General features: G+C 40.3%; 19 protein-coding genes. 12 read left to right on the plus strand and 7 right to left on the minus strand.

Annotated elements, in window-relative coordinates:
* The first annotated feature begins 118 nt into the window (after positions 1–118).
* The 4 genes from prfC to ACFI4Z_RS06765 all read left to right on the plus strand — a co-directional run bounded on the left by prfC (position 119) and on the right by ACFI4Z_RS06765 (position 5357).
* Positions 119–1702: a peptide chain release factor 3 gene (prfC, locus tag ACFI4Z_RS06750; RefSeq protein WP_462669915.1), complete on the plus strand. Its 1584-nt coding sequence runs from the start codon at positions 119–121 to the stop codon at positions 1700–1702.
* 53 nt (positions 1703–1755) lie between these two features.
* On the plus strand, positions 1756–3498 hold the full coding sequence (gene argS, locus ACFI4Z_RS06755) for an arginine--tRNA ligase (protein WP_462669916.1): 1743 nt from the start codon (positions 1756–1758) through the stop codon (positions 3496–3498).
* Positions 3499–3938: 440 nt separating this feature from the next.
* Positions 3939–4577 (plus strand): pyridoxamine 5'-phosphate oxidase, encoded by a 639-nt coding sequence (pdxH, locus tag ACFI4Z_RS06760; protein WP_462669917.1) that lies wholly within the window; start codon positions 3939–3941, stop codon positions 4575–4577.
* Between the two features lie 6 nt (positions 4578–4583).
* Positions 4584–5357 (plus strand): TatD family hydrolase, encoded by a 774-nt coding sequence (locus ACFI4Z_RS06765; protein ID WP_462669918.1) that lies wholly within the window; start codon positions 4584–4586, stop codon positions 5355–5357.
* Here the strand turns inward: ACFI4Z_RS06765 and ACFI4Z_RS06770 are convergent.
* The gene (locus ACFI4Z_RS06770) at positions 5324–5944 is read right to left on the minus strand and encodes an AhpA/YtjB family protein (protein ID WP_462669919.1); all 621 of its coding nucleotides are present in this window, start codon (positions 5942–5944) and stop codon (positions 5324–5326) included. The two genes, ACFI4Z_RS06765 and ACFI4Z_RS06770, sit on opposite strands and share 34 nt — an antisense overlap.
* A gap of 131 nt (positions 5945–6075) precedes the next feature.
* On the opposite strand from ACFI4Z_RS06770, the gene serB reads away from it, so the two are divergent.
* A complete protein-coding gene (gene serB, locus ACFI4Z_RS06775; RefSeq protein WP_462669920.1) occupies positions 6076–7083 on the plus strand; it encodes a phosphoserine phosphatase SerB in 1008 nt (335 codons plus the stop codon).
* Positions 7084–7118: 35 nt separating this feature from the next.
* On the opposite strand, the gene ACFI4Z_RS06780 is transcribed toward serB, so the two are convergent.
* A complete protein-coding gene (locus tag ACFI4Z_RS06780; RefSeq protein ID WP_462669921.1) occupies positions 7119–9611 on the minus strand; it encodes a PilZ domain-containing protein in 2493 nt (830 codons plus the stop codon).
* Positions 9612–9946: 335 nt separating this feature from the next.
* Here ACFI4Z_RS06780 and radA point away from each other — a divergent pair, with 335 nt between their 5' ends.
* From radA to ACFI4Z_RS06795, 3 genes are all read left to right on the plus strand, one after another.
* Positions 9947–11332 carry a DNA repair protein RadA gene (gene radA, locus ACFI4Z_RS06785; protein WP_462669922.1) on the plus strand — a complete coding sequence of 462 codons (1386 nt, stop codon included), beginning with the start codon at positions 9947–9949 and terminating at the stop codon, positions 11330–11332.
* Positions 11333–11423: 91 nt separating this feature from the next.
* Positions 11424–12356 (plus strand): hypothetical protein, encoded by a 933-nt coding sequence (locus ACFI4Z_RS06790; RefSeq protein ID WP_462669923.1) that lies wholly within the window; start codon positions 11424–11426, stop codon positions 12354–12356.
* Positions 12357–12805: 449 nt separating this feature from the next.
* The gene (locus tag ACFI4Z_RS06795) at positions 12806–13714 is read left to right on the plus strand and encodes a tetratricopeptide repeat protein (RefSeq protein WP_462669924.1); all 909 of its coding nucleotides are present in this window, start codon (positions 12806–12808) and stop codon (positions 13712–13714) included.
* A gap of 748 nt (positions 13715–14462) precedes the next feature.
* Here the strand turns inward: ACFI4Z_RS06795 and serA are convergent.
* The 5 genes from serA to ACFI4Z_RS06820 form a co-directional block, all read right to left on the minus strand.
* Positions 14463–15692 carry a phosphoglycerate dehydrogenase gene (serA, locus tag ACFI4Z_RS06800; RefSeq protein ID WP_394192293.1) on the minus strand — a complete coding sequence of 410 codons (1230 nt, stop codon included), beginning with the start codon at positions 15690–15692 and terminating at the stop codon, positions 14463–14465.
* Positions 15693–15702: 10 nt separating this feature from the next.
* On the minus strand, positions 15703–16356 hold the full coding sequence (rpiA, locus tag ACFI4Z_RS06805) for a ribose-5-phosphate isomerase RpiA (protein ID WP_462669925.1): 654 nt from the start codon (positions 16354–16356) through the stop codon (positions 15703–15705).
* 53 nt (positions 16357–16409) lie between these two features.
* Positions 16410–17006 (minus strand): 5-formyltetrahydrofolate cyclo-ligase, encoded by a 597-nt coding sequence (locus tag ACFI4Z_RS06810; RefSeq protein WP_462669926.1) that lies wholly within the window; start codon positions 17004–17006, stop codon positions 16410–16412.
* 21 nt (positions 17007–17027) lie between these two features.
* Positions 17028–17585: a hypothetical protein gene (locus ACFI4Z_RS06815; protein ID WP_462669927.1), complete on the minus strand. Its 558-nt coding sequence runs from the start codon at positions 17583–17585 to the stop codon at positions 17028–17030.
* Between the two features lie 353 nt (positions 17586–17938).
* Positions 17939–19459 (minus strand): S10 family peptidase, encoded by a 1521-nt coding sequence (locus ACFI4Z_RS06820; RefSeq protein WP_462669928.1) that lies wholly within the window; start codon positions 19457–19459, stop codon positions 17939–17941.
* 272 nt (positions 19460–19731) lie between these two features.
* On the opposite strand from ACFI4Z_RS06820, the gene ACFI4Z_RS06825 reads away from it, so the two are divergent.
* From ACFI4Z_RS06825 to ACFI4Z_RS06840, 4 genes are all read left to right on the plus strand, one after another.
* Positions 19732–20967, plus strand: a complete 1236-nt coding sequence (locus ACFI4Z_RS06825) for a diguanylate cyclase (protein ID WP_462669929.1) — start codon at positions 19732–19734, stop codon at positions 20965–20967.
* A 173-nt stretch (positions 20968–21140) separates the two neighbouring features.
* The gene (locus ACFI4Z_RS06830; RefSeq protein ID WP_058560161.1) at positions 21141–21479 is read left to right on the plus strand and encodes a P-II family nitrogen regulator; all 339 of its coding nucleotides are present in this window, start codon (positions 21141–21143) and stop codon (positions 21477–21479) included.
* 11 nt (positions 21480–21490) lie between these two features.
* Complete coding sequence (locus tag ACFI4Z_RS06835; protein WP_462669930.1) at positions 21491–22720, plus strand: ammonium transporter; 1230 nt, start codon at positions 21491–21493, stop codon at positions 22718–22720.
* Positions 22721–22896: 176 nt separating this feature from the next.
* Positions 22897–23058: a YqaE/Pmp3 family membrane protein gene (locus tag ACFI4Z_RS06840; RefSeq protein WP_462669931.1), complete on the plus strand. Its 162-nt coding sequence runs from the start codon at positions 22897–22899 to the stop codon at positions 23056–23058.
* The last annotated feature ends 116 nt before the right edge of the window (positions 23059–23174 follow it).

Here is a 23174-nt window from a genome sequence, read left to right on the forward strand (position 1 = left end):
TTGGCTTGCACAAACAAGGTATAATGATAGTAATTCTATTTTATACCTACAATGCACAACAAACGCCTTCTTTATTGGCATGTTTAGCTGTGCCTTGTTATGACTTAAAGCGGCTTACATGTCTAATTTATTAAACGAAATCAATACGCGACGAACGTTCGCTATTATCTCTCACCCGGATGCGGGTAAAACCACCATCACTGAAAAAGTATTGTTGTTCGGACAAGCTATTCAAAAAGCAGGTACAGTAAAGGGGCGTGGCTCTAATCAACATGCCAAATCTGACTGGATGGACATGGAAAAAGAGCGTGGGATCTCGGTAACCACCTCTGTGATGCAGTTTCCGTTTAATGAACGTTTAGTTAATCTACTTGATACTCCTGGACACGAAGACTTCTCAGAAGATACTTATCGCACCTTAACAGCAGTGGATTCATGTTTAATGGTTATTGATGCTGCGAAAGGTGTAGAAGACCGTACACGCAAATTGATGGAAGTTACTCGCCTGCGTACCACGCCAATTGTTACCTTTATGAATAAGTGTGACCGTGACATTCGTGATCCAATGGAATTATTAGACGAAGTTGAAACTGAGCTTAATATTGCCTGTGCGCCGATTACTTGGCCAATTGGTTGTGGTAAAGAATTTAAAGGTGTTTATCATATTCACCGTGGCGAGACTATTTTGTATAAAACAGGCCAAGGTCACACCATCCAAGAAGTGCGAAGTATTAAAGGGCTTGATAATCCAGAACTAGATGAAGCCATTGGCGGCGAACTTGCAGAACAATTACGTGAAGAGCTTGAGCTGGTGATTGGTGCATCCAATGAATTTGATTTAGAGCTATTTTTAGCAGGTGAATTGTCTCCGGTATACTTTGGTACTGCATTAGGTAATTTTGGTGTTGATCATGTGCTAAGTGGTTTGACAGAATGGGCGCCTACGCCATTACCGCGTGAAACAGAAAACCGAACTGTCGTTGCCACAGAAGAAAACTTCTCAGGCTTCGTATTCAAAATACAAGCAAACATGGATCCAAAGCACCGTGACCGTATAGCTTTCATGCGTATCGTATCGGGTAAATATAGCCAAGGTATGAAAATGAACCATGTACGCATAGGTAAACAAGTAAGCATCTCTGATGCGGTTACCTTTATGGCAGGTGACCGTGAGCGTGCAGCCGATGCTTACGCTGGTGATATTATTGGTTTACACAACCATGGCACGATTCAAATTGGTGATACATTCACTCAAGGCGAAAAGCTTAAATTTAGCGGTATTCCAAACTTTGCACCAGAGTTATTCCGTCGTATTCGTTTGCGCGATCCACTTAAACAAAAGCAGTTATTAAAAGGTTTAGTGCAACTTTCAGAAGAAGGCGCTGTACAAGTATTTAGACCGCTAATTAATAACGATCTTATTGTAGGCGCTGTTGGTGTGCTGCAGTTCGATGTAGTTGTTGCTCGCTTAAAAGCAGAATATAACGTAGATGCGATTTACGAAAGCGTGAATGTAAATACCGCTCGCTGGGTAAGCTCAACTGATGTTAAAAAGTTTGAAGACTTTAAACGTAAGTGTGAAAGCAATTTAGCTTTAGATGGCGGTGATAACTTAACCTATATTGCACCTAGTCGTGTAAATCTTAATTTATCAATTGAACGTTACCCAGAGGTGACGTTTAACCATACACGTGAAAACTAGATAAAAATTTAATTAAAGCCTGCAATAGCGGGCTTATAAAGGTAACAAATTACATGAACATTCGTACGTTATTAATTGATAAAGCCATTGCGGCAATGACAGAAGCGGGCTTACCTGCTGATACCAACCCAGCGGTTACGCAAAGCACGCGTCCACAATTTGGTGATTACCAAATTAATGGCGCGATGGGCGCTGCGAAAAAAATGAAAAGCAACCCACGTGAGCTTGCGCAAAAAATTATTGATAATCTAGATGTTAGTGACATTGCCGATAAAACAGAAATTGCAGGCCCGGGTTTTATTAATATCCATTTAAAGCCTGAGTTTTTAGCACAAAGCGTTGTTGCGGCTAATCAAGATGCAAAATTGGCTGTTGCAGAGCACGCAAAGCCGCAAACAGTTGTGGTTGATTACTCATCACCTAATTTGGCTAAAGAAATGCACGTGGGCCATTTACGTTCAACGATTATTGGTGACTCTGTAGTGCGTGCACTTGAGTTTCGTGGTGATAAGGTTATTCGCCAAAATCACATGGGTGATTGGGGCACACAATTTGGTATGTTGATTGCTCACTTAGAAGATCAAATTAACCAAGGTGTTGATTTAGATTCTGTTGCGCTTGCTGATTTAGAGACTTTTTACCGTGATGCTAAAAAGCGTTTTGATGATGAAGAAGGTTTTGCAGATAAAGCTCGCGATTACGTTGTAAAATTACAAGGCGGTGACGCTCACTGTGAGAAACTATGGAAGCTCTTTATTGCGACTTCAGTTAAACACTCAGAAGAAGTGTATAAGCGTCTAAACGTCACTCTTACTGCAGACGATATTATGGCTGAGAGTGCATATAACTCAGAGCTTAATAACATCATCGCGCTACTAAAAAATAAAGAAATTGCGGTTGAATCACAAGGCGCCCAAGTTGTATTTTTAGACGAATTGGCAAATAAAGATGGCGAACCATCTGCGTTTATCGTTCAAAAATCAGGGGGCGGTTTCTTGTATGCTACGACTGACTTGGCAGCGTGTGATTACCGTTCAAATAAATTAGGTGCTGAGCGTATTTTAATTTTTGTTGATGCGCGCCAGAGCTTACACTTTAACCAAGTTGAACTAACGGCCCGAAAAGCCGGTTTGCTTCGCGATGAAACAAGCTATGAGTTTTGTCCGTTTGGCACCATGATGGGTGAAGATGGCAAGCCATTTAAAACGCGTACTGGCGGCACAGTGAAGCTTGCGGACTTACTTGAAGAATCAATCACCCGCGCTTCGGCAAAGATAGCAGAACGCACCTCTGATTTAAGTGACGAAGCACGCAGTGAAATTGCTCGCAAAGTGGGTATTGGCGCCGTTAAATACGCCGATTTATCTAAAAACCGTACCAGTGATTATATCTTTAACTGGGATACGATGCTTAGCTTTGAAGGCGCAACAGCACCTTACTTGCAATATGCATACACCCGCGTGCGCAGTATATTCCGTAAGTCAGGTGTAGATTCAACGAGCTTAAGTGCAGATGTCGCTATCGTTGAGCCGCAAGAAAAAGCACTTGCCCTTAAACTTCTTCAGTTAGAAGAAGTGCTTGATCAAATGATCAGTGAAGCAACACCGCACGTATTATGTAGCTACTTATACGAGCTAGCAAGTTTATACATGACATTCTACGAAGCTTGCCCTGTGCTTAAAGAAGGCGTAGAGCCAAGTGTGCGTGACAGCCGTTTAGTGTTGTGTAATTTAGTGGCAGACACATTGCGCACAGGTTTAGATCTGTTAGGTATAGAAGTCATGGAGCAAATGTAATCACCGTCTGCTGCGTGTAGTTCGCTTTGATTGCGTTGTCGTGCTTTTTTAGCCTAAGTCACATACAAAACGTATGCTCCTTAGCATAAAAAAGCACAGGGCCTTGTCAGCACTTCTACACTTGCAGATAACTTTAGGTACTAGGTGCTAGATATTGGGATAAGTCGGTTTTCCGCCTTGTCGTAGGTTGGGTTGAGTGTAACGAAACCCAACAAAGTTAATATAATCATACGCCTTATACCTGCTTGACTGCCTTGCTGGTTGTCTACTTTGATTAACCTAGAACCTAGAACCTAGAACCTAGAACCTAGAACCTAGAACCTAGAACCTAGAACCTAGAACCTAGAACCTAGAACCTAGAACCTAGAACCTAGAACTTAGAACCTAGAACTTAGAACCTAGAACCTAGAACTTAGAACCTAGAACTTAGAGGGAATTTTATGAAACTCGAAGATATCCGTCGTGAATACCTGCAAGATGCGCTTAGCGAAGATAACTTGCTTGATTGCCCATTTAAGCAGTTTGAAATGTGGCTTGAAAACGCGGTGGCAACACAAATGCCTGATCCAACTGCTATGGTAGTGGCAACAGTTGATGAAGAAGGCCAGCCCTCTCAGCGCATCGTGCTATTAAAACACCTTGATGATAACGGCTTTGTGTTTTTTACTAATACAGGCTCGCGTAAAGCGCAAGAACTTAAAGGTAATAACAAGATTTCTCTGCACTTTCCATGGCACCATATGGAGCGCCAAGTTATTGTTTATGGTGAAGCTAAGCCATTACCTACCTCCGCGGTTGCGAAATACTTCTTGTCACGCCCGAAGGAAAGTCAATTAGCAGCGTGGGCTTCAGCTCAAAGTAGGCCAATTTCATCACGCAAAGTGTTAATGGAAACCTTTGCTAATATGAAAAATAAGTTTTCCAATGGTGAAATCCCACTTCCTGATTTTTGGGGCGGATATAGTGTCGTTCCCACTAAAATTGAGTTTTGGCAAGGTGGTGCGCACCGTTTACATGACCGTTTTATGTACCAACGCCAAGCCGATAACAATTGGCAAATTACCCGGTTGAATCCCTAAGCAGCTATGAGCTTCATTGATTCTCACTGCCACCTAGACTTTAGTGAATTTGAGCCTAATAGGGAGCAGTTGATAGAGCAATGTTGGCAGCAGGGTGTAAACGCTTTTATTGTTCCTGGGGTTACTTTAGAGCAATCTAAGGCACTTATTGAGTTTGCAAAGCGCTATCCCTGTGTTCGTATTGGAGCAGGTTTACACCCATATTTCTTATCAGAATACCTTGATGAGAACTTGGCAAAATTAACTAAACTTGCTCATCATAATAGAAATACAATTATTGCTATAGGTGAGTGTGGCATTGACCGCAGTATCGATGACCTTGCTCTTCAAATACATATCTTTGAGTACCAAATAGCGCTAGCAAACCAACTGCAACTTCCCTTAATTGTCCATCATCGAAAAAGCCATGACTTAATTGCTCAATCCTTTAAACGCTGTAAGCCTAAATACGGCGGTGTGATACATGCTTTTTCAGGCTCCATGCAGCAAGCACAATATTATATTGAGCAGGGATTTAAATTAGGAGTGGGGGGAGCTATTACATATGAACGAGCTCAAAAGACTCGCCACGTTATTGCGCAGCTAGATGCAAGGTATTTACTATTGGAAACGGATTCCCCCTCAATGCCTTTATCGGGCTTCCAAGGAAAAATAAATACACCACTGCAACTTCCTCGTGTGTTTGAGCAATTATGTGAACTAAAGCAACTAACAGGTGAAGGTAAAGCGACATTTAAGCAGCAGCTTTATGACTCATGTTCAGCACTTTTTTGCATATAGCGACTAACTTGCCAACGCTTTAAACCACGACCAAGTTGCCATGTAAAAATACTCGTTATCACTAACATTAAAAGTACTTGGCGGCCTAAATCATGAAAATGGTTATGGCTTTGTGATACAGCTGCACGGGTTAAATAAGTAATCGAAACAAATCCTATAGGACGTCCATCAGCATTGGTTACAGGTTCAACAAAGGGAGTTTTTAATTTACTAATGCCAGGAGTTGAATGGGGCAATTTACCCAGCAAGTGATGAGGTTGCCAATTATCGCTGCTCGCAATTAATGTCCCTTGATGGTTGTAAATTGTGGCAGCTAGTACAAACTCATCCTTGCTAATGTTATTACAAAGGGCAATTAGTGCCGGTTTGTTTTTTTCAACTAATGGTGTTTGTGCACTCAGTGCCATAAGCCGAGTTAAGCTCTTTGCTGTACTATCAGCATTGTCATAAAGCAACTGGTGACTTTGAAAGCTGCTATTAACAGCAACCCATGTTAATAATAAAAAGCATGCAGCCGCTAAGCTTAGGCGAACAAGTCGTTGCCTAACTGATGCTGAAACTGGGTTATTAATATGGTTATTTTTCATAGTCATTGCTTACGCTGCTGACAGCCTTTGTTTTTGATGTTACAACTATGCTAACTATAACCTTAAATCCCTGCTCATGGCGAGTTTACTGTTAAAAATGCAGGGGGACATTAGTCTCATTTGGAGTCACCATGACATTGGAACGCCTTGCGGCCCTATCACCAGCCCAATTATCATCGCAATTAGTACTTGGCAACTGGTATCAGTTTGTTGAGGCTGAATTTACAAAAACATTCATACCTGATAATCCTAAAGGAACGTTTAGTGTTGCATTTGGGGCGCAATTAGATGGTGAAAATTTTGAGGATATTCTAAATTTCCTCAACGCGAATAACATTTTAGTTAGTGGCGTTTGTCGTTATCAACCTGATCCAAAGCTTGCACCTGCTATTTGCTTCTACAGTAATGACTTTAATGGTTCTTTAAACCCTTTGGTAATAAATGAGTTTGCTCATGCGAAAGGCTTTCAACTGGTGCAGCTCAACACGCCGCCCAATTTAAATGAGCCGGGTTTGTTGGTAATGGATATGGACTCAACGGCAATCACAATTGAATGCATTGATGAAATAGCTCGTCTTGCGAACGTTTATGACGAAGTCGCAGCCGTCACCGCACAAGCGATGGCAGGCAAGCTGGATTTTAGTGAAAGCTTGTATCAACGAGTTGCAAAGCTTGAAGGTATAGAGCAAAGCTTAATTGATGAGCTCAAGAGAACCTTACCCTTGATGCCGGGTATCGACGCGCTGTGTCGAGTACTAAAACAGCATAACTGGTATTTAGCCATTGCCTCTGGTGGGTTTGTGCCCTTTGCAGAACAAGTACAGGCATTACTCAACCTAGATGAAGTACATGCAAATGTGCTTGAATTTAAAGACAACAAACTGACGGGTAAAGTGCTGGGCACAATTGTGGACGCTAATCAAAAAGCGAGAGTGCTTAATATGCTGCAAAAGCGATTAAGCTTGCCACCTCATCAAACTGTCGCAATAGGTGATGGTGCAAATGATTTAGTTATGATGAAAGAGGCTGGGTTAGGCGTTGCCGTTCACGGTAAACCTAAAGTAGTTGAGCAGGCACAAGCTGCGATATGCGAAGGCTCCTTATTGCAACTATTGTATTTACTTACCATCCCTAAATAAACTATAAGTACGTAAGTTTGAAGTCACTTTCGTACTTATCCTAATCGATTCAACCAAACTTGTTTTCGTGATGACATTTGCTCAATTTGCTCAGCTTTAAAGTCAAAGTGATTGAGCGCTTCCTCTGTCACGTCCACCATGTCACCCACACCAGCAACAGACCAAAGCGCTTCTTCTAAATCTTTGGCTTTGTGCAAGGCATATTGACTGACATATTTTAACTCGTTTGATAAATAATCTGTATCAGGGCGACCTGTGCGCGATATAAATAAACGCATTACAAATATTAGCTCGTTTTTTAAGCCTTTTTTGAGGAAAAACGTATGTGGCGCAAAATCATCGACCGCTGTGCACTGAGTTTTTATCGCGCTTTCAACTGATGGCTTTTTCGGATCAAAGCGAATAAACAAGGTAAATGGTAAAGGAGGATCTTGTCGGCTTCGATCTTTAATCAATGGTGTGATCGTTTCGGTAATTTGATCAGTTGACAAAAAGGCTTCTAAACTGGTCTTTTCGTTTAACAACCCAAAACTTTGTAAAATACGATGTATGGGGCTAGGATATAAACCTTGGCCAATTGCACCTGTAGTAAAATGTGCGGCTTCTTTATGTAAGTAAAAAGGGAGCTGGCATACTGTTTTTGTCACCATGTTTCTTAATGCAGTTGAAAGCCCTGGGATTTTTGGTGTCTCTTCAGATACTTTTAACTTACTTTTATTATTTTCAATTAATTGTGTGAAAAACTTCACTCCCATATGAGGTGAGTCAGCTATTACAGTGGCTTTCAAGTTGATGGTAGTTAAAGACTTGCTTACAGCCATCACTTCATATTTGAGTTTAGATAACTGATGCTTTTTAGTGATCTTTTGTAACTCAGGCAAACTGAGCTCTACAATATGGCCTTTTTTAAAGTCAACTGGTTGCTTGCACTCAATTTGCAAACCCATCACCGAAAAATCAAGGCTATGAGCTTGAATCGAATGATCTTCTGAGGCTACTTCATTTACAATGACTTCTGTTTTATAGAGGTAACGCTTGTGAGCTCGCAAATTAACATATTCAAGATCAACGGCTTCTAAACGAGGCGGTGTTTTATGTTTACCATGACCAAAGCGTTTTAGTTCATTAACTACACTTTTATTGAATTCAATGGTTTGGTAGCGCTTTTGCTCTGCGGGCGTGCCCACTGCAGTTAATACAGCTAAATATTTGATATCTTTTAACATGCCTTGCACGCGAGGTGACGGCGGCTTGTTAAGTTTTTCAATATCTTTTCCCGCCGTTTTAGGCAGGCTTAATGGTATAAAAGAATCTTCAGGGTGGCTTGGCATTAATTGCACTTTAAAACATTGCCAGCTTTCTTTTTGGCTACCAAAACCAAAAAACAAATTATGTAATTTAGGCTCTTTGTTAAGCTCAGTGCGGGTTGCTGAATAATAATATACTTTGCCAGCAACAACGTGAGTGAAAGTATACAAGTACTCTTCTTTCACTGGGGCAGGGTCGTTTAAAAGTTCAGCCAGACGTTGTTGATTCAAGATGGAATATAAGCAAGATAACTTTCGTTCATCGCAGAAATAACGTTGAATAAACACATTATTTTCAGTTGTTAGCGCTATATTCGGGTATAACTTTTCACTTTCTAAACTAAAAAAAACAAAGAGTGAAGCAACGCGAGGTATGTAATATTGCTCATACCCTTTTGACACAACCGCATCAAGAGTATTATCTAAGTTTACTTTGTATCTGCGTTTATTGCCGTGGATAAAGCTTTCTAAAAACTCATCGAATTTAACATTGTTTTCAACAAATGTTCGTTTTAATCGGACGTGGTTAAAATCTGCAGATACCGGTTCAACAGCAACCACTTCATACTGAATACCATTTCTAAGCCCGAGTTCAAAGTCTTGCTCTAAGCCAACGAGCCTTAAACCGATCAATTGTCCACGTTTAACAGTATATCGCGGCGCTAGTTTGATTTTGGCACCGCTTAAGGAAATATCTGATGTGGTAGCAGATATTGTACTTCCCTTGTTTATTTCAACGGTAATTTTAATTGAGTAATTCATCCGCTCTTCACGGCGACTTTCATAAGAGGCAAACTTGATTACTTGGCAACTAAGTGTATTTTGCGCTTGTTGCTCTGGCTGGTTAGCAAGTTCTGTTGCTTTTTTTTGCATGACCCTATGGTTATTATCGGTATTCATTACCGCTTCATAAACTGCAAGGGTGTAACCGCCATGGCGTTTTATTGCTTCTTCAAACACACTAATAGCGGTTTCATCCATAAAGTGTTGTTTACCGCCATATTCGTAGGGCTTTACTTGGCCAGTTACTTGACCTCTTAAATCTATAAAACGTGCAACGGGTTGAGATAAGCGTGACATTTCCATCTTGATCAAAAACTGCTCAGGCTTGGTTAAGCCTGCTGTTTTTGATTTAAAGATTCCATCAAACTTTGTATTGCCTAAGTACGATTTTAATTCATCAACTAAATCTTCGTATTTTAGGAGAACATCTTCACTCATCTATAAAACCATCACCTTGGAAAAGTAGGTACATCTATTTATATAAGCAACACGTTATCTTAGTAGAGCTGCTTTACTACTTATAATAGTGTTACGATAGCTACTTTTAATTTTTATTATTATAATTTGCCAAATAAATGGCTCATAAATCTATGTATTAGCTAACTAAAAACAAAGCAAAAAACGTGCCTTAAAGAAATTTCATAAAGCTATTAATAGATTGTGGCGCTGATTTAACTAATTGGCAAGCAGTGTAACTATGTAAAACCATGAGTTAACAAATTAAACGGTTTTATAAGCATAATATAAATAGATAAGACTAGGTAAGAATTTAAATGGCAAAAGCGGCAAAAGTAGAGTTTGTTTGCACCGAATGCGGTATGAACTATCAGCGTTGGCAAGGACAGTGTCGTTGTGGTGCGTGGAATACCTTGGTCGAATTTAAACCCTCAGCAGGGCAAAATAAAAAAGCGTCATCACGCGCAGGTGTCGGTGGTTATGCGGGTGGAGTAGGTGGAGGTTCAAAAAAAATAAATGATATCGCCACCGTCGAGGCTGAAAAACAACTTACTGAGATTGGAGAGCTTGATAGGGTATTAAGCGGCGGTGTTACAACCGGTTCGGTGAATATTATTTCCGGAGACCCTGGTGCAGGTAAAACAACACTGCTTTCTGACTTGGTTGCAAGAATGTCAAAGCGCATGCCATCACTTTACTGTACTGCAGAAGAGTCTCTGTCGCAGTTTAAAAACCGTGTAAATCGTTTAAAGTTAGATTACAACGCGGATGAGCTCTATCTCCTTTCAGAAACCAGTGTTGAAACGATTATTGAAGAGCTTGAAAAAAATAAAATTAAGTTTGCTGTAATAGACTCTATTCAGGCGGTTGTCACAGACACTGCCAACGGCAGCCCAGGTTCGCCATCACAAGTTAAAAGTGCTGCGCAAGCTTTAACCCAGTACTGCAAGCAAAATGATGTCACTATGTTCATTATTGCTCATGTTAATAAAAACAACGAGATAGCAGGCCCGCAAACCTTAGTACATATCGTCGATGCGTTATTACATATAGATACAAACGATGGACAAATCCGTACTTTAAGAGCCAATAAAAACCGTTTTGGTGATATAGATACCGTGGGTATTTTTAGAATGTGCGAGCGGGGAATGCTCAGTGTTGATAACCCAAGTGAAATATTTTTATCGGGCTCAAGTACTGAATCACCTGGTTCTGCTATTACCTGTATCCGTAAAGGCAACCGAAACCTATTGCTTGAAATTCAATGTTTAACCACCGAAACAGAGGCTGAGTTCCCGCAACGAGTGTGTGTAGGGTTGAACATGAACCGCATAAAAATGCTAACAGGTATTTTGCGTAAACATACTAAAACTAAAATCTTTCACGACACTTTTTTTAATATTGTGGGCGGTTTGAAAATTGACGAATCAGAAACCTGTATTGACCTTGCTTTAGTTGCGGCTTTATTGAGTAGTTTAAATGAGTTTGTGGTACCGCGCACAACCTGCATCATGGGGGAGCTGAGTTTAAATGGTGACGTAAGGCCAATAGACAGCGGCGTGCCAAGGGTAAAAGAAGCAGCGCAACATGGCTTTACTGAAATTTTTATACCATTTCGTAATTACCATAAGTCGATGGAAGGACTTGGAGCAAAAATTACCCCTGTTAAAACCGTCCATGAGCTACTAAGCCTGATAAATTAATAACAGGCTTCAAAAGCGCTTAACGAGTTATGTCGTTCAATGTTAACCTTGAACTAGATAAATCGATTTAAAGAACATAATAAGGAATATAATGAAAAAACTAGCAATCGTTGCGGGTGTCGTGGCTATAACACTCGGTGGTGTTAGCTATGCTAATCACCTTGTAACTCAAGAAGTCAAAGTTGAAGTTGACCGCCAGCTTGCAATACTAACGGAACAGGTTGGTTCGGTAATCTCATACGATGAGTTATCAGCGAGTGTTTTTTCACAAAGTGTTGAACTGTCTAATCTCGTTGTAACTGGTTTTGATGGTCAAAGTATCGCTGTAATTGATGATATATTGGTTGCTGGATACGAGACAGATAAAATAGCGCCACGTACTGAGATATCCGTCAATGGGTTTAAATTCAGTGACGAGTTTGTGGCGCAGCTTCCAGCAAATGCAAACAATCAACTGGCCAGCGCGCGTTATGACTTACATACTTTAATGAATTACGATGCAGAGTCAGGCAATAGTGATATTAAACTTACTATTGACGCTAACGACATTGTTGCGTTTAATTTTGATTTAGGCTTGGCTAATTCAACGCCATTGATGGAAGCGTCGTTGGCCGCCAGTAAATTGCAGCAAGAAAGTGGCTCACAACAATTAACCCTAGAGCAGGAACTTCAGCAGCAAACAATTATGATGGAAGCGCTCTCCGGTCTTGAACCACGCACTATTGAAATTAACTTACAAAACCAAGGTGAGTTTAGAGCCTTAGTTGAACAAGTTCTTGAAAAGCAAGGGATGACACTTGAGCAAATGCAACAAATGGTCGATATGCAATTACAGCAATCTCCAGTGAGCGATGAGTTAGCGCAAGCAATTAAAGACTTCACTAAAGGATTTGGGTCGCTAACTGTTTCGGCAAGCCTGCCAGAGGGGCAAACCATGACCGAAATAAACCAACAGATTTTTACTCTAATGGGGCAACCTAACGAGCTGGCAGAGTTTATAAACTTACAAGCAAAAGGGGAGTAGCTCGAAAAGCTATAATTCTTAAGTTTAAGAAAAGATACCATTTTGAGTGATTTAAAAGCGCGTTAACTCGCGCTTTCAAATCATCACAGGTCTATTGAAAGCGATAGCTTACGTTCATTGTTTGATTAACCCACCTTAGTCCATTTTTATCCAACCATTTAGACTCAAAGCCACTCGTGCTCTCTGCAAAACCCAAGTTGACCCCAGTGGTATAGTATTAATTTTTATTGGCTTGAAGTGGAGTGCATTGAGCCGCATTAAGGCTCACCATCTAGCCGGCATGAATATGCTTCATTTTAAGGGCAATCAGCATCACTTTTGAGACGGTTAGCTAAATAAACTTACTCGTTGATGGTTTTTATGTTTATTTTTTATCAGGTAGTTAGTTTTAGAATGATTGACTTATAAACTTGCTTTAACTATTGTTTATTCAACAATAACAAGGATGAGTGAAATTATTTATGCGAACGCCATTACTTACCGGTTTACTCCTATCAACATTTTTAGCCTCATTTATTACCTCTGCAGGTGTTGATAGCCCACCAAAAAATCAAGATAAGTTAGGGGCGTGCTCGTCAGAGCACTGTAAGCAAGAGTTTAAAAAATTAAAACAATATTCACGCCAACAAATACCCATCGCGCAAGAAATGATGGGGAGCTTTTATTACAATGGTTATGGTGTGGAAAAGGATCTAAAAAAAGCGCGCCGGTACTTTTATGAAGCTGCGCGTTGGGATTTACCAAACAGCCAATTCAAGCTGGGTATCATGATGCTTGAAGGCGAAGGCGGGGAAGTTAACGTCAGCCTTGGACTTACTAATTTACGAAAAGCAGCGAAAAAGTTAAAAAAAGCGCATTACTTTACCGCGGTGTACTTATTGTTGAACAACCCGTCTCAAGAAGATGTGTTCGAAGCAAAAGAAAAGTTAGAGTTAGCTGCTAATAAAGGGCATGTTAGAGCACATTATTTATTGGCTAAACTGCATGAGTCTGCAATGTTGGGAAAAGCTGATAAAGAGAAGTCGGTTGCACTGTATAAAAAAATCGCTAATAGAGACCCAAGAGCAAAACAAAAGCTCGTCGACTTAGGCGTTGCTTTACCCAGAGAACCCAAAAACAAAGACATTGAACGTATCGAGGTGGTCAGAGAAAAGCAGACAATGGATATGTTTATTTCTGGATTGAAAAACTTACCTAGCATGAGGGCGTCAACATCAAGCAGAATCAGAGGCTCTCGATGTAATGATACTATTCCTTGTTCATCTATTAGTGGTGATGAGGATTTAAGGCGCTTTAAACAAGGTGCAACCCAAGCCTTTTTAAGCGGACAAGCTGCGCGCCTTCGTGGTGGCAATTAACAGCAAAATGCCGCATTTCATATGTTGACAGTAGTTTTTGTTGAATTAGGTTTATCACTTAAAAATAAAAGCCGTGCTTGTTAAAATAAGCACGGCTTTTATTTTACTCGCATCGTACCACCAGAGCCGCGTGATGTTAGGTTTAGTTCGAGCGCATAATTAATCGCCGTTTTGGTGCAAAATAACACACCTAGAGTTTTACTCGCTGGTTTACTAAGGCAATTGCTAGTGGAATAATGGATGTATTTAATACACATTGTTTTATGGTTTCATTGAATCACAACACCTCGAGTAATTTATATCTGTCGTTAGCATTATTTTACAGCTTGGTTAGCAGTCTAAGTGAGAGTTATGTTTGTCGTTTTTAAAGTTATATTTTTCGTATTTATGTTTGCACTGTTCATTATTTCTCTTAGGAGCTTTTGTATTTTTACAGGCAGATTAATGCGATTAGAAGGCGGTAAAATTAAACACCTATTAACCTTTTTCTTAGGTTTTATTATTTTTATTGTGTGTTTTAATTTGGTTGTAAATAATGCAGAAAAGCTCGGATTTACAGTGATTGATGTACGAAGCAGCCAAAAATGAGGAAAGCCGTTCAAGGTGACTCAGGGGGCATGTATTGCCTTTTTCTATAGGGTTCCTTTCACTGCTTAATAACTCTATTTTGTATCTAAATAAAAGCCGTGCTTGAATTAACAAACACGGCTTTTATCTTTTGCTAGCACCTAGCACCTAGCACCTAGACCTAGTGCAATAAACGGGCTCTGATAGTGCCTTCTACTGCACTGAGCTCTTTCAGGGCTACTTCAGATTGATCTGTGTCTACGTCTATAACTACATAACCAATGGCTTCGTCTGTTTGTAAGTACTGTGCGGCAATATTGATGCCGTGTTGTGCAAACGCTTGGTTAATTTGTGTTAGTACGCCTGGGCGGTTGTGGTGTACGTGCAATAAGCGGCTGCGATTAGCAAGCTCAGGTAGGGATACTTCAGGGAAGTTAACAGCAGTAATGGTTGAGCCGTTATCTGAGTATTTAGCTAATTTACCGGCAACTTCAATACCAATGTTTTCTTGAGCTTCTTGGGTAGAGCCACCAATGTGTGGCGTTAAAATCACGTTGTCGAATTCACGCAGTGGTGATACAAATTCATCATCGTTTGATTTTGGCTCTACTGGGAATACGTCAATGGCAGCGCCGCTTAGTTTTTTCTCAGTGAGTGCTTCTGCAAGGGCATCAATATCAACCACAGTGCCGCGAGAGGCGTTGATCAAAATAGCCCCTTGTTTCATGACCGAAATTTCAGCACTACCAATGAGGTTTTTTGTTTGTGGTGTTTCAGGTACATGCAAGCTAATCACATCGGCACGTTGTAGCAGCTGAGTGAGGTTATGCACTTGAGTAGCATTACCCAGCGTTAGCTTGTCCTCTATGTCGTAGAACTCAACGTTCATGCCTATGTTTTCTGCCATGATGCCAAGCTGTGTACCAATGTGGCCGTAGCCAATAATACCAAGCGTTTTACCACGAGCTTCAAACGATCCATGAGCGGTTTTTAACCAACCGCCACGGTGTGCAATAGCGTTACGCTCAGGAATGCCGCGGAACAACAGTAAAATTTCGCCAAGTACCAGCTCTGCAACGGAGCGCGTATTAGAGAATGGGGCGTTAAAAACGGCGATACCACGTTCGCGTGCTGCGTCTAAGTCAACCTGGTTAGTACCGATACAAAAGCAGCCGACAGCAACAAGTTTTTCGGCTGCTTCAAGTACTGTTGCATTTATTTGAGTACGAGAACGAAGTCCTACAAAGTGCACATCTTTGATGCGCTCAAGTAGTTCGTCCTCAGGTAACGATGTTTTAACGTAATCGATGTTGCTGTAACCATTACGCTTTAGTGTTTCAACTGCACTTTGGTGCACACCTTCAAGCAAGAGAATTTTAATTTTGTCTTTTGCTAACGATACCTTACTCATATCCTCATTCCTATTTTATCTGTGGCCCATTTTTGGTGCCTATGATGACTTTATCTGCGCCACGTTCGGCAAATAAGCCGTTGGTTACAACGCCGACAATTTGATTAATTGTCTGCTCAAGTTGTTTTGCGTCGGTAATTTTTAAATTGTGTACGTCTAAAATAACATTGCCATTGTCGGTAACAACGCCTTGGCGGTAAACGGGGTCACCACCCAGTTTTAATAATTCGCGTGCTACATAGCTGCGTGCCATTGGAATAACTTCAACAGGCAATGGAAACTCACCCATGGTATCAACCAGCTTGGTATCATCAACAATACATACGAATTGTTTGGCAACAGCGGCAACTATTTTTTCGCGCGTTAATGCTGCACCGCCGCCCTTAATCATTTCGTTTTTGGCGTTAATTTCATCAGCGCCGTCAACATATACGTCCAAGCTTGCTACATCATTTAGCTCAAACACTTCAATACCAAGGGCTTTGAGCTTTTCTGTTGAAGCATCAGAGCTTGATACTGCACCTGTAATAGTGTCTTTTATAGAGCCAAGTGCATCAATAAAATGATTTACAGTGGAGCCGGTTCCAACACCAACAATGGTATTTTCTTCTACGAATTCGAGTGCAGCCCAAGCAGCTGCTTTTTTTAGTTCATCTTGTGTCATTTCTATTTGCTCAGTAGGTGGAGTTCATTTGCGTAAGTATACAAATATATTGCTTACCAATGGTAAGTTTTCTGCGGTGTAATAATAAAATTTAAAGGTACATCCCACGGTTCTACGGGTAAACTTTCAACATGTTGGCACTGATGTGCAAGACCAATAAGTTGCGGTTTTTGCCATTTTTCGTTGTGGTAGCGCGCCAAAGTCTTATCATAAAAACCGCCTCCCATACCCAAACGATTACCATGACTATCAAATGCTACGAGTGGCATTAATAAGTAATCTAAGTCCTGCAAGGGGCAAATCTGACTACAATTTAACTTAGGCTCCAAGATACCATAGCGATTTGCTCTCATGGGTGAATTTTCTTCATAGCGTTGAAAGTACAAAGTTGTGCCGTTGAAAGGGTGTATTACAGGAAGGTATGTGAACAGGTTTTTAGTCCAAAGCTCTTTAATTAACAATGATGTATCAAGTTCTGAGTCGTTGCTTAAATAAATGCCAATATGTGAATTTTTAGTTGTTTTGTACCTTTTTAGGTGTTGAGTAAAATTCACTTTAAGTTGTTCAGCTGCAATTTCTTGCTCAATTTTTGATAGTTTTTGACGCCGTTTGCGGACTTCCTGTCGTAAATTTGCTCTATTTATATTCATGCTTCACTTTTAAATTATGTTTTACGAGTCTAAAAAGGAAAATAAGTCAGGAAAAGCGAACGATAGCCCAAGCACAATAAGCAATAATACGACCATAGCAATAAGAGAGTAAAGAAGCGCGTTACTGCGTTTTTTTAGTGGAATATTGAGCTCTTCATCGAGTAATAAGTCATCGTTTTGCCAATCATCTTCATTAATAGTAGATGGCTGTTCTGCTACGGTAGGGAGTCGTTGCTCTAAATCATCTAGCTTTTCTTCAATTCGAATCAAGCTACTGGTGATGTAATCAAGTGCGTTGAAAATGCGTTCATCGCGTTGCAAAGCTGCATCATCGTTAATATTTGCAGAAGTGCCTGTATTAATAGGTTGTAACTTGCTTTTAATACCGAAACTTGCCAATAGTTTAGCTTGTTTTAGTGCTTTATCTTTTGAGCAAGGGGCAAATAAAGGTTTATTTTCAAAAAATGCAGCGACCTTACTCGGTGATGCATTGAGCTTAGTAGCCAGCTTAGTTTGTGCGTCGCTAGGTTGTGTGTCGTTTGCTAACCCTGCAAACATAACGCGATAGTTTTCTGACATCTTTGTTTTCCAAAAATGTTAAATCAATGAATTGAGTATATACCCAAACCACCTCAAAATACGAGCATCGTTGGAATTAAAAGCGCTTTAGGCAAGGCATTGATTGCGAGTAATAGTGGCTCTATTGTTAAAATCAATAACGCAGTATAAATCGCTTTTAAACCAACCCTTTGGGCGTTCCACAGGCGCTTACTCTCTGTGTTGTTACTTTTTAAAAGGGATTGCCATTGTTGCAAAGTAACGCTTTGATATTAAGCCTCTGTGAAACGCTGAGTTCTGCATCTTGAGCTGGATTTGGTATAAAAAACAGCCCGTGTAAACGGGCTGAACAAATATAGTCTAAATATTAGCTATTAATATTTAGCAGCTTCGCCTTCTTTGGGTAATGCATTGATTATAAATTCGCGTAAATCATTATTAGAGCTTTCTAAATCTGCATGGCGCAGATACATCATATGACCACTGCGGTAGCCTTTAAAGCTTAAGCGGTCACGCATTTTACTGCTAGGGTCAAGTTGCCACATTGTATACTTTGCATCAAAGTAATTTGTTGCACCGTCGTAGTAGCCTGCTTGTACTAACACGTTAAGGTAAGGGTTTTGTGCCATGGCCAAGCGTAAGTTTTCACCTGTTTTGTTATTGCTGCGATCCCAAGGGTGTACGTTACCGAATAAGTTATATTTAACATCAGTTTTGTATTTCAGCTCATGACGTAAATAGTGGTTTATTGCTGGGGTGAATGAATGTAACCATGAGGTTAGCTCAGCCCAGTAATCAGGAGATTCGCCAGCATCGCGCTTGTCTATTCCTAAGTAACGAGAGTCTAAACGGCCCAATGTTTGACCGCGATCGCGTAACAATTCTTTCCAAAAGAAGTTAGTTGGAATGTCTAAGTTATTTTGTGCAACAAATTTTTCAGACACGCCTGCATAAAGTGCCATTTGTTTTATGATAGCGCGTTTTTCTTCATCACCAATAAAGCCGCCTTTTGCAATAGCAGGGATCAATTTGTTGATTGTAAACGCTTCGACCTCAGGAAGTAATTCATCTAAATCTTTTGCTTGTAACTCAGGGCTTAATGCTTTGTGATACCACGCGGTTGCTGCAAAGTATGGTAAGCGATTCGCTGCCTTTACAGGACCATCGCGCTTGATACCGATATCAGTAGGAGATACAAGCACAACACCGTTAATATACATCCATTGGCGATTTTGTAATTCATGAGCAAGCCCTGATACACGGGTTGTACCGTAGCTTTCGCCAATTAAAAATTTAGGTGAACGCCAGCGCTCATGTCTGTTTACAAAGGTGTTGAGCCACTCGGCAAGGTATTTAATATCTGCATTGACACCAAAGAACATTTTTTTCTGTGCGTCTTTACTTGGTAGCTCGCCTTTTTCGTTTTCTAAAACACGTGAATAACCCGTATTCACTGGATTTACATAAACAATATCGGCTACATCAAGCACTGAGTAAGGGTTATCTTTTACGCCATAAGGTTGAATAGGGTAACCTTCATCATCAATCTTTAATACGCGTGGGCCAGTATAAGCAAGGTGCATCCATACCGATGCTGAACCTGGTCCGCCATTGAATGAAATTAGCAGTGGGCGCTTTGTTCTATCGTCAACTTTGTCGCGCTCATAATAAGTATATTGTAGCGTAGCGACTGCATCGCCTTTGTCATCCCATACAGGCTGGGTGCCAGTGGTTGCTGTGTAAGAAAAACGATCACCGTTAATGCGCGCTTTATGCTCAGTGACAACGGTACTGTCAACATCAATACGACGCTGATTTTCAGTTGCAAAGCTTGCATGCGATAGGCTAAGGGTTAGCGCTGCGACTGAAAGGCTGATGATACTTATTAGTTTCATAATGGATCCTTTTTTTATATTTCAGCTATTAAAGATAATTTTAGGTTAAATAACAAAGTTAATGAGACTAGGTGCAGATATTAGTCGGTAAGAGGTAGAAGTTAAGCTTAGTTAATTTTTAACTGCGTATGCTTTTTACCTAATTTAGTGGGTTTGGATTTTGATTCGTAAGGTTATCGAGTATATTACTCGCCTAATTTATATTTGAGTTAAGCTTTAATGTACAAGGTGCATTGGGCAAAACACCCTGTTAAAGGGTAACTGAGACGTTTATGCAAAGAGTTTTAATTGTCGAAGACAGTAAGGTAGTACAGCAAGTACTACGACACCTAACCGCACATTATTTAAATGTTGCCGTTGACTTTGCTTGGACGTTTGCAGAGGCCAGAGAGTTTGTAAGTATTCATGATTATACCCTTGCTTTAGTTGACTTAACGTTACCCGATGCCCCAGATGGCGAAGTGGTAAAATATACGCTCGACAAAAATGTGCCAACGGTGGTACTCACATCTAAAATTGATGAGTATAAGCGCCAGCAAATGCTTGAGTTAGGCGTAGTTGATTACGTTATTAAAGATAATCGTGACTCCTACCATTACGCCGTTAAGCTTGTTGCCCAGCTATTAAGAAACCAAGGGTGCAAAGCCTTGGTTGCCGATGACTCTATGCTTAGTCGCTCTTTGATGAAGCAAATGCTTGAAAGGCAACTATTTAGCGTACAAGACGCCAATGATGGTGAACACGCTTTAAAAATTCTTAAAGCAGATCCTGAAATAAAATTATTGCTTACCGATTACGCTATGCCAACCATGGATGGATTTGAGTTAGTGAAAGCGGTACGCAATTTTAGAGGTCGGGATGACTTAGCGATTATTGGTTTATCTGGTGCAGGTAAACACGGACTTTCAGCACGCTTTATAAAATACGGCGCAAATGATTTTTTAACTAAACCATTTATGAATGAAGAGTTTCATTGTCGTGTATTACAGACAATGGAACAATTAGCGCTAATTGCAGATATAAAAGAAAGTGCGTATCAAGATGACCTAACAGGTTTGTACAACCGACGTTATTTTTACCAGTTCGCTGAGAAGTTACTAAAAGAGACATCGCGTAAGAATTGCTTAGCTTTATTAGATATCGACTTTTTCAAAGTAATTAATGATAAGTTTGGACATGAGGCGGGCGATCAGGCGCTTAAACAAATTTCCTCTTTACTACGAAGCTCTTTTAAAGACTTTACAGTGTCACGAGTTGGCGGTGAAGAGTTTGCAGTTGTGTTAACCGATGTCAATATAGAACAAGCTTATGCTTTGATGGATGCGTTTAGAGCGCGTATTTCTGCTTATGACTTTGTTATTAATGGTCAATCTTTCACCATTACGGTGAGTGTAGGCCTAACACATTTTAATAATGTGACTTTAACGAGTGCAATGCGCCTAGCGGACAAGGCTCTGTATCAAGCAAAAGATCAAAAACGAGATTGTGTAATACAACACAGTGAGTAACTTGCACCAGTGAAGTAAAAATGTAAATAAAACGCACCTTAATGGTGCGTTTTTTGTTTCTTTTATTTAACTGTTTTGTTTAAGTTGTTGTTTTTAATTATTTTAAAATAGTGGCATAAAGGTTGGATTATCAAGTCTAACAGGATAACAATAAGCGTCCGAAGGGGGCCACTATGAAAATGATTAGTGCAATAATAAAGCCATTCAAACTTGATGATGTGCGTGAAGCGCTGGCTGATTTAGGCATTGAAGGGATGACCGTTGTTGACGTCAAAGGTTTTGGTCGTCAGCGTGGGCATACAGAGCTATACCGTGGTGCAGAATACCAAGTTGATTTTATTCCAAAAATAAAACTCGAAATTGCTACTCGTACAGAAAATTGTGAACGTGTTGTTGAAACCATCACTAAAATTGCCTCAACGGGCAAAATTGGCGACGGTAAAATTTTCGTTTACGACTTAGATCAGATTGTTCGTATTCGTACGGGCGAATTCGATGAAGAAGCAATTTAAGGGGACACATGATGGAAAACACGATAGTAGAATTAAAGTTTTCGTTAGATACATTTTATTTTTTAATCTCAGGTATTTTAGTTATGTGGATGGCAGCAGGCTTCGCCATGCTCGAAGCGGGCTTAGTTCGCTCAAAAAATACCACTGAAATCTTAACTAAAAACGTAGCACTGTACGCCATTGCGTGTACCATGTTTTTGCTCGTTGGCTACAACATCATGTATGTAGATAATGCTGAAGGTGGCTTAGTACCTTCTATAGGCGCTTTGATTGGCACCCAGGCCGCGGATGCTGATCACTCTTTAGAGTCAGACTTTTTCTTCCAAGTTGTATTTGTTGCAACCGCGATGTCGATTGTGTCAGGTGCAGTTGCCGAACGCATGAAATTATGGGCATTCCTTGCATTTGCAATCGTACTAACTGGTTTTATCTACCCAGTCGAAGGATATTGGACATGGGGCGGAGGCTTCCTATCTGAAATGGGCTTTGTTGATTTTGCAGGCTCTGCAATCGTGCATGGCACAGGTGCTGCCGCTGCGCTTGCTGGTGTATTAATGTTAGGTGCTCGTAAAGGTAAATACGGTAAAAATGGTGAAATTTACCCAATACCAGGTTCTAACTTACCACTTGCTACACTTGGTACATTTATTTTATGGATGGGTTGGTTCGGCTTTAACGGTGGTTCGCAGCTTCTCATTTCTGATGCTGAAAATGCAACTGCGGTAGGTCAAATTTTACTAAATACTAATGCCGCTGCGGCAACGGGCGCTATTGCAGCATTATTTGTATGTAAAGTTTTATGGGGTAAAGCAGATTTAACCATGGTACTAAATGGTGCACTTGCTGGCTTAGTTGTTATAACTGCTGACCCACTTTCTCCTTCACCTGTAATGGCTTGTGTATTGGGTATTTTAGGTGGCTCGTTGGTTGTGTTTAGTATCGTAGCACTGGACAAGGTTAAGATTGATGACCCAGTAGGTGCAATATCAGTGCACGGTGTGTGTGGTATCTTGGGTATTATTTTAGTGCCAGTATCAAACGCTGATGCCAGCTTTGTTAATCAAATTATTGGTCTAGTGTGTATTTTAGGTTTTGTATTTGTTGCTTCTTTAGCTGTCTGGGTTGTGCTGAAAAAGACTATGGGTATTCGTGTTACCGAAGAAGAAGAGTTAAACGGTATGGATCAGCATGATTGTGGTATTGATGCATATCCAGAGTTTGTTTCTGTACGCAGTAACTAATAGCTCAAAATTGTAAAACTTCATTGTGTGTTCGAACAAAGCCCTAACATCTGTTAGGGCTTTTTTTGTATTGGGTACTCAATTAGAAGGGCAATAAAATCAGAAGTATCAGATAGGAATAATGAGTAATAGAGGCTATGCTTTGGTAGCTTAATATAAAACAACAAAGGACATTTATGGATAACAAATTAATTCTTATTATTTTATCGCTATTGTTACCACCGGTGGCGGTACTTTTAAAAGCAGGTGTGGGCAAACATTTAGTCATCAATATTTTACTGTGCTTTGTTTTATTTATACCGGCGGTCATTCACTCTATTTGGTTATGTACTCGCTAAATTTTGGCTGACTTTTTTGTTGAAGTCAGCATGGTGAAGCTACTTTCAGTTTCAGTTAATTTTACAGGTGTTAGGGTGCATGCTATGTGCTAAGCTCGCACCTGTAAATTAATTTC

Source organism: Pseudoalteromonas sp. RWi3 (assembly GCF_054960735.1).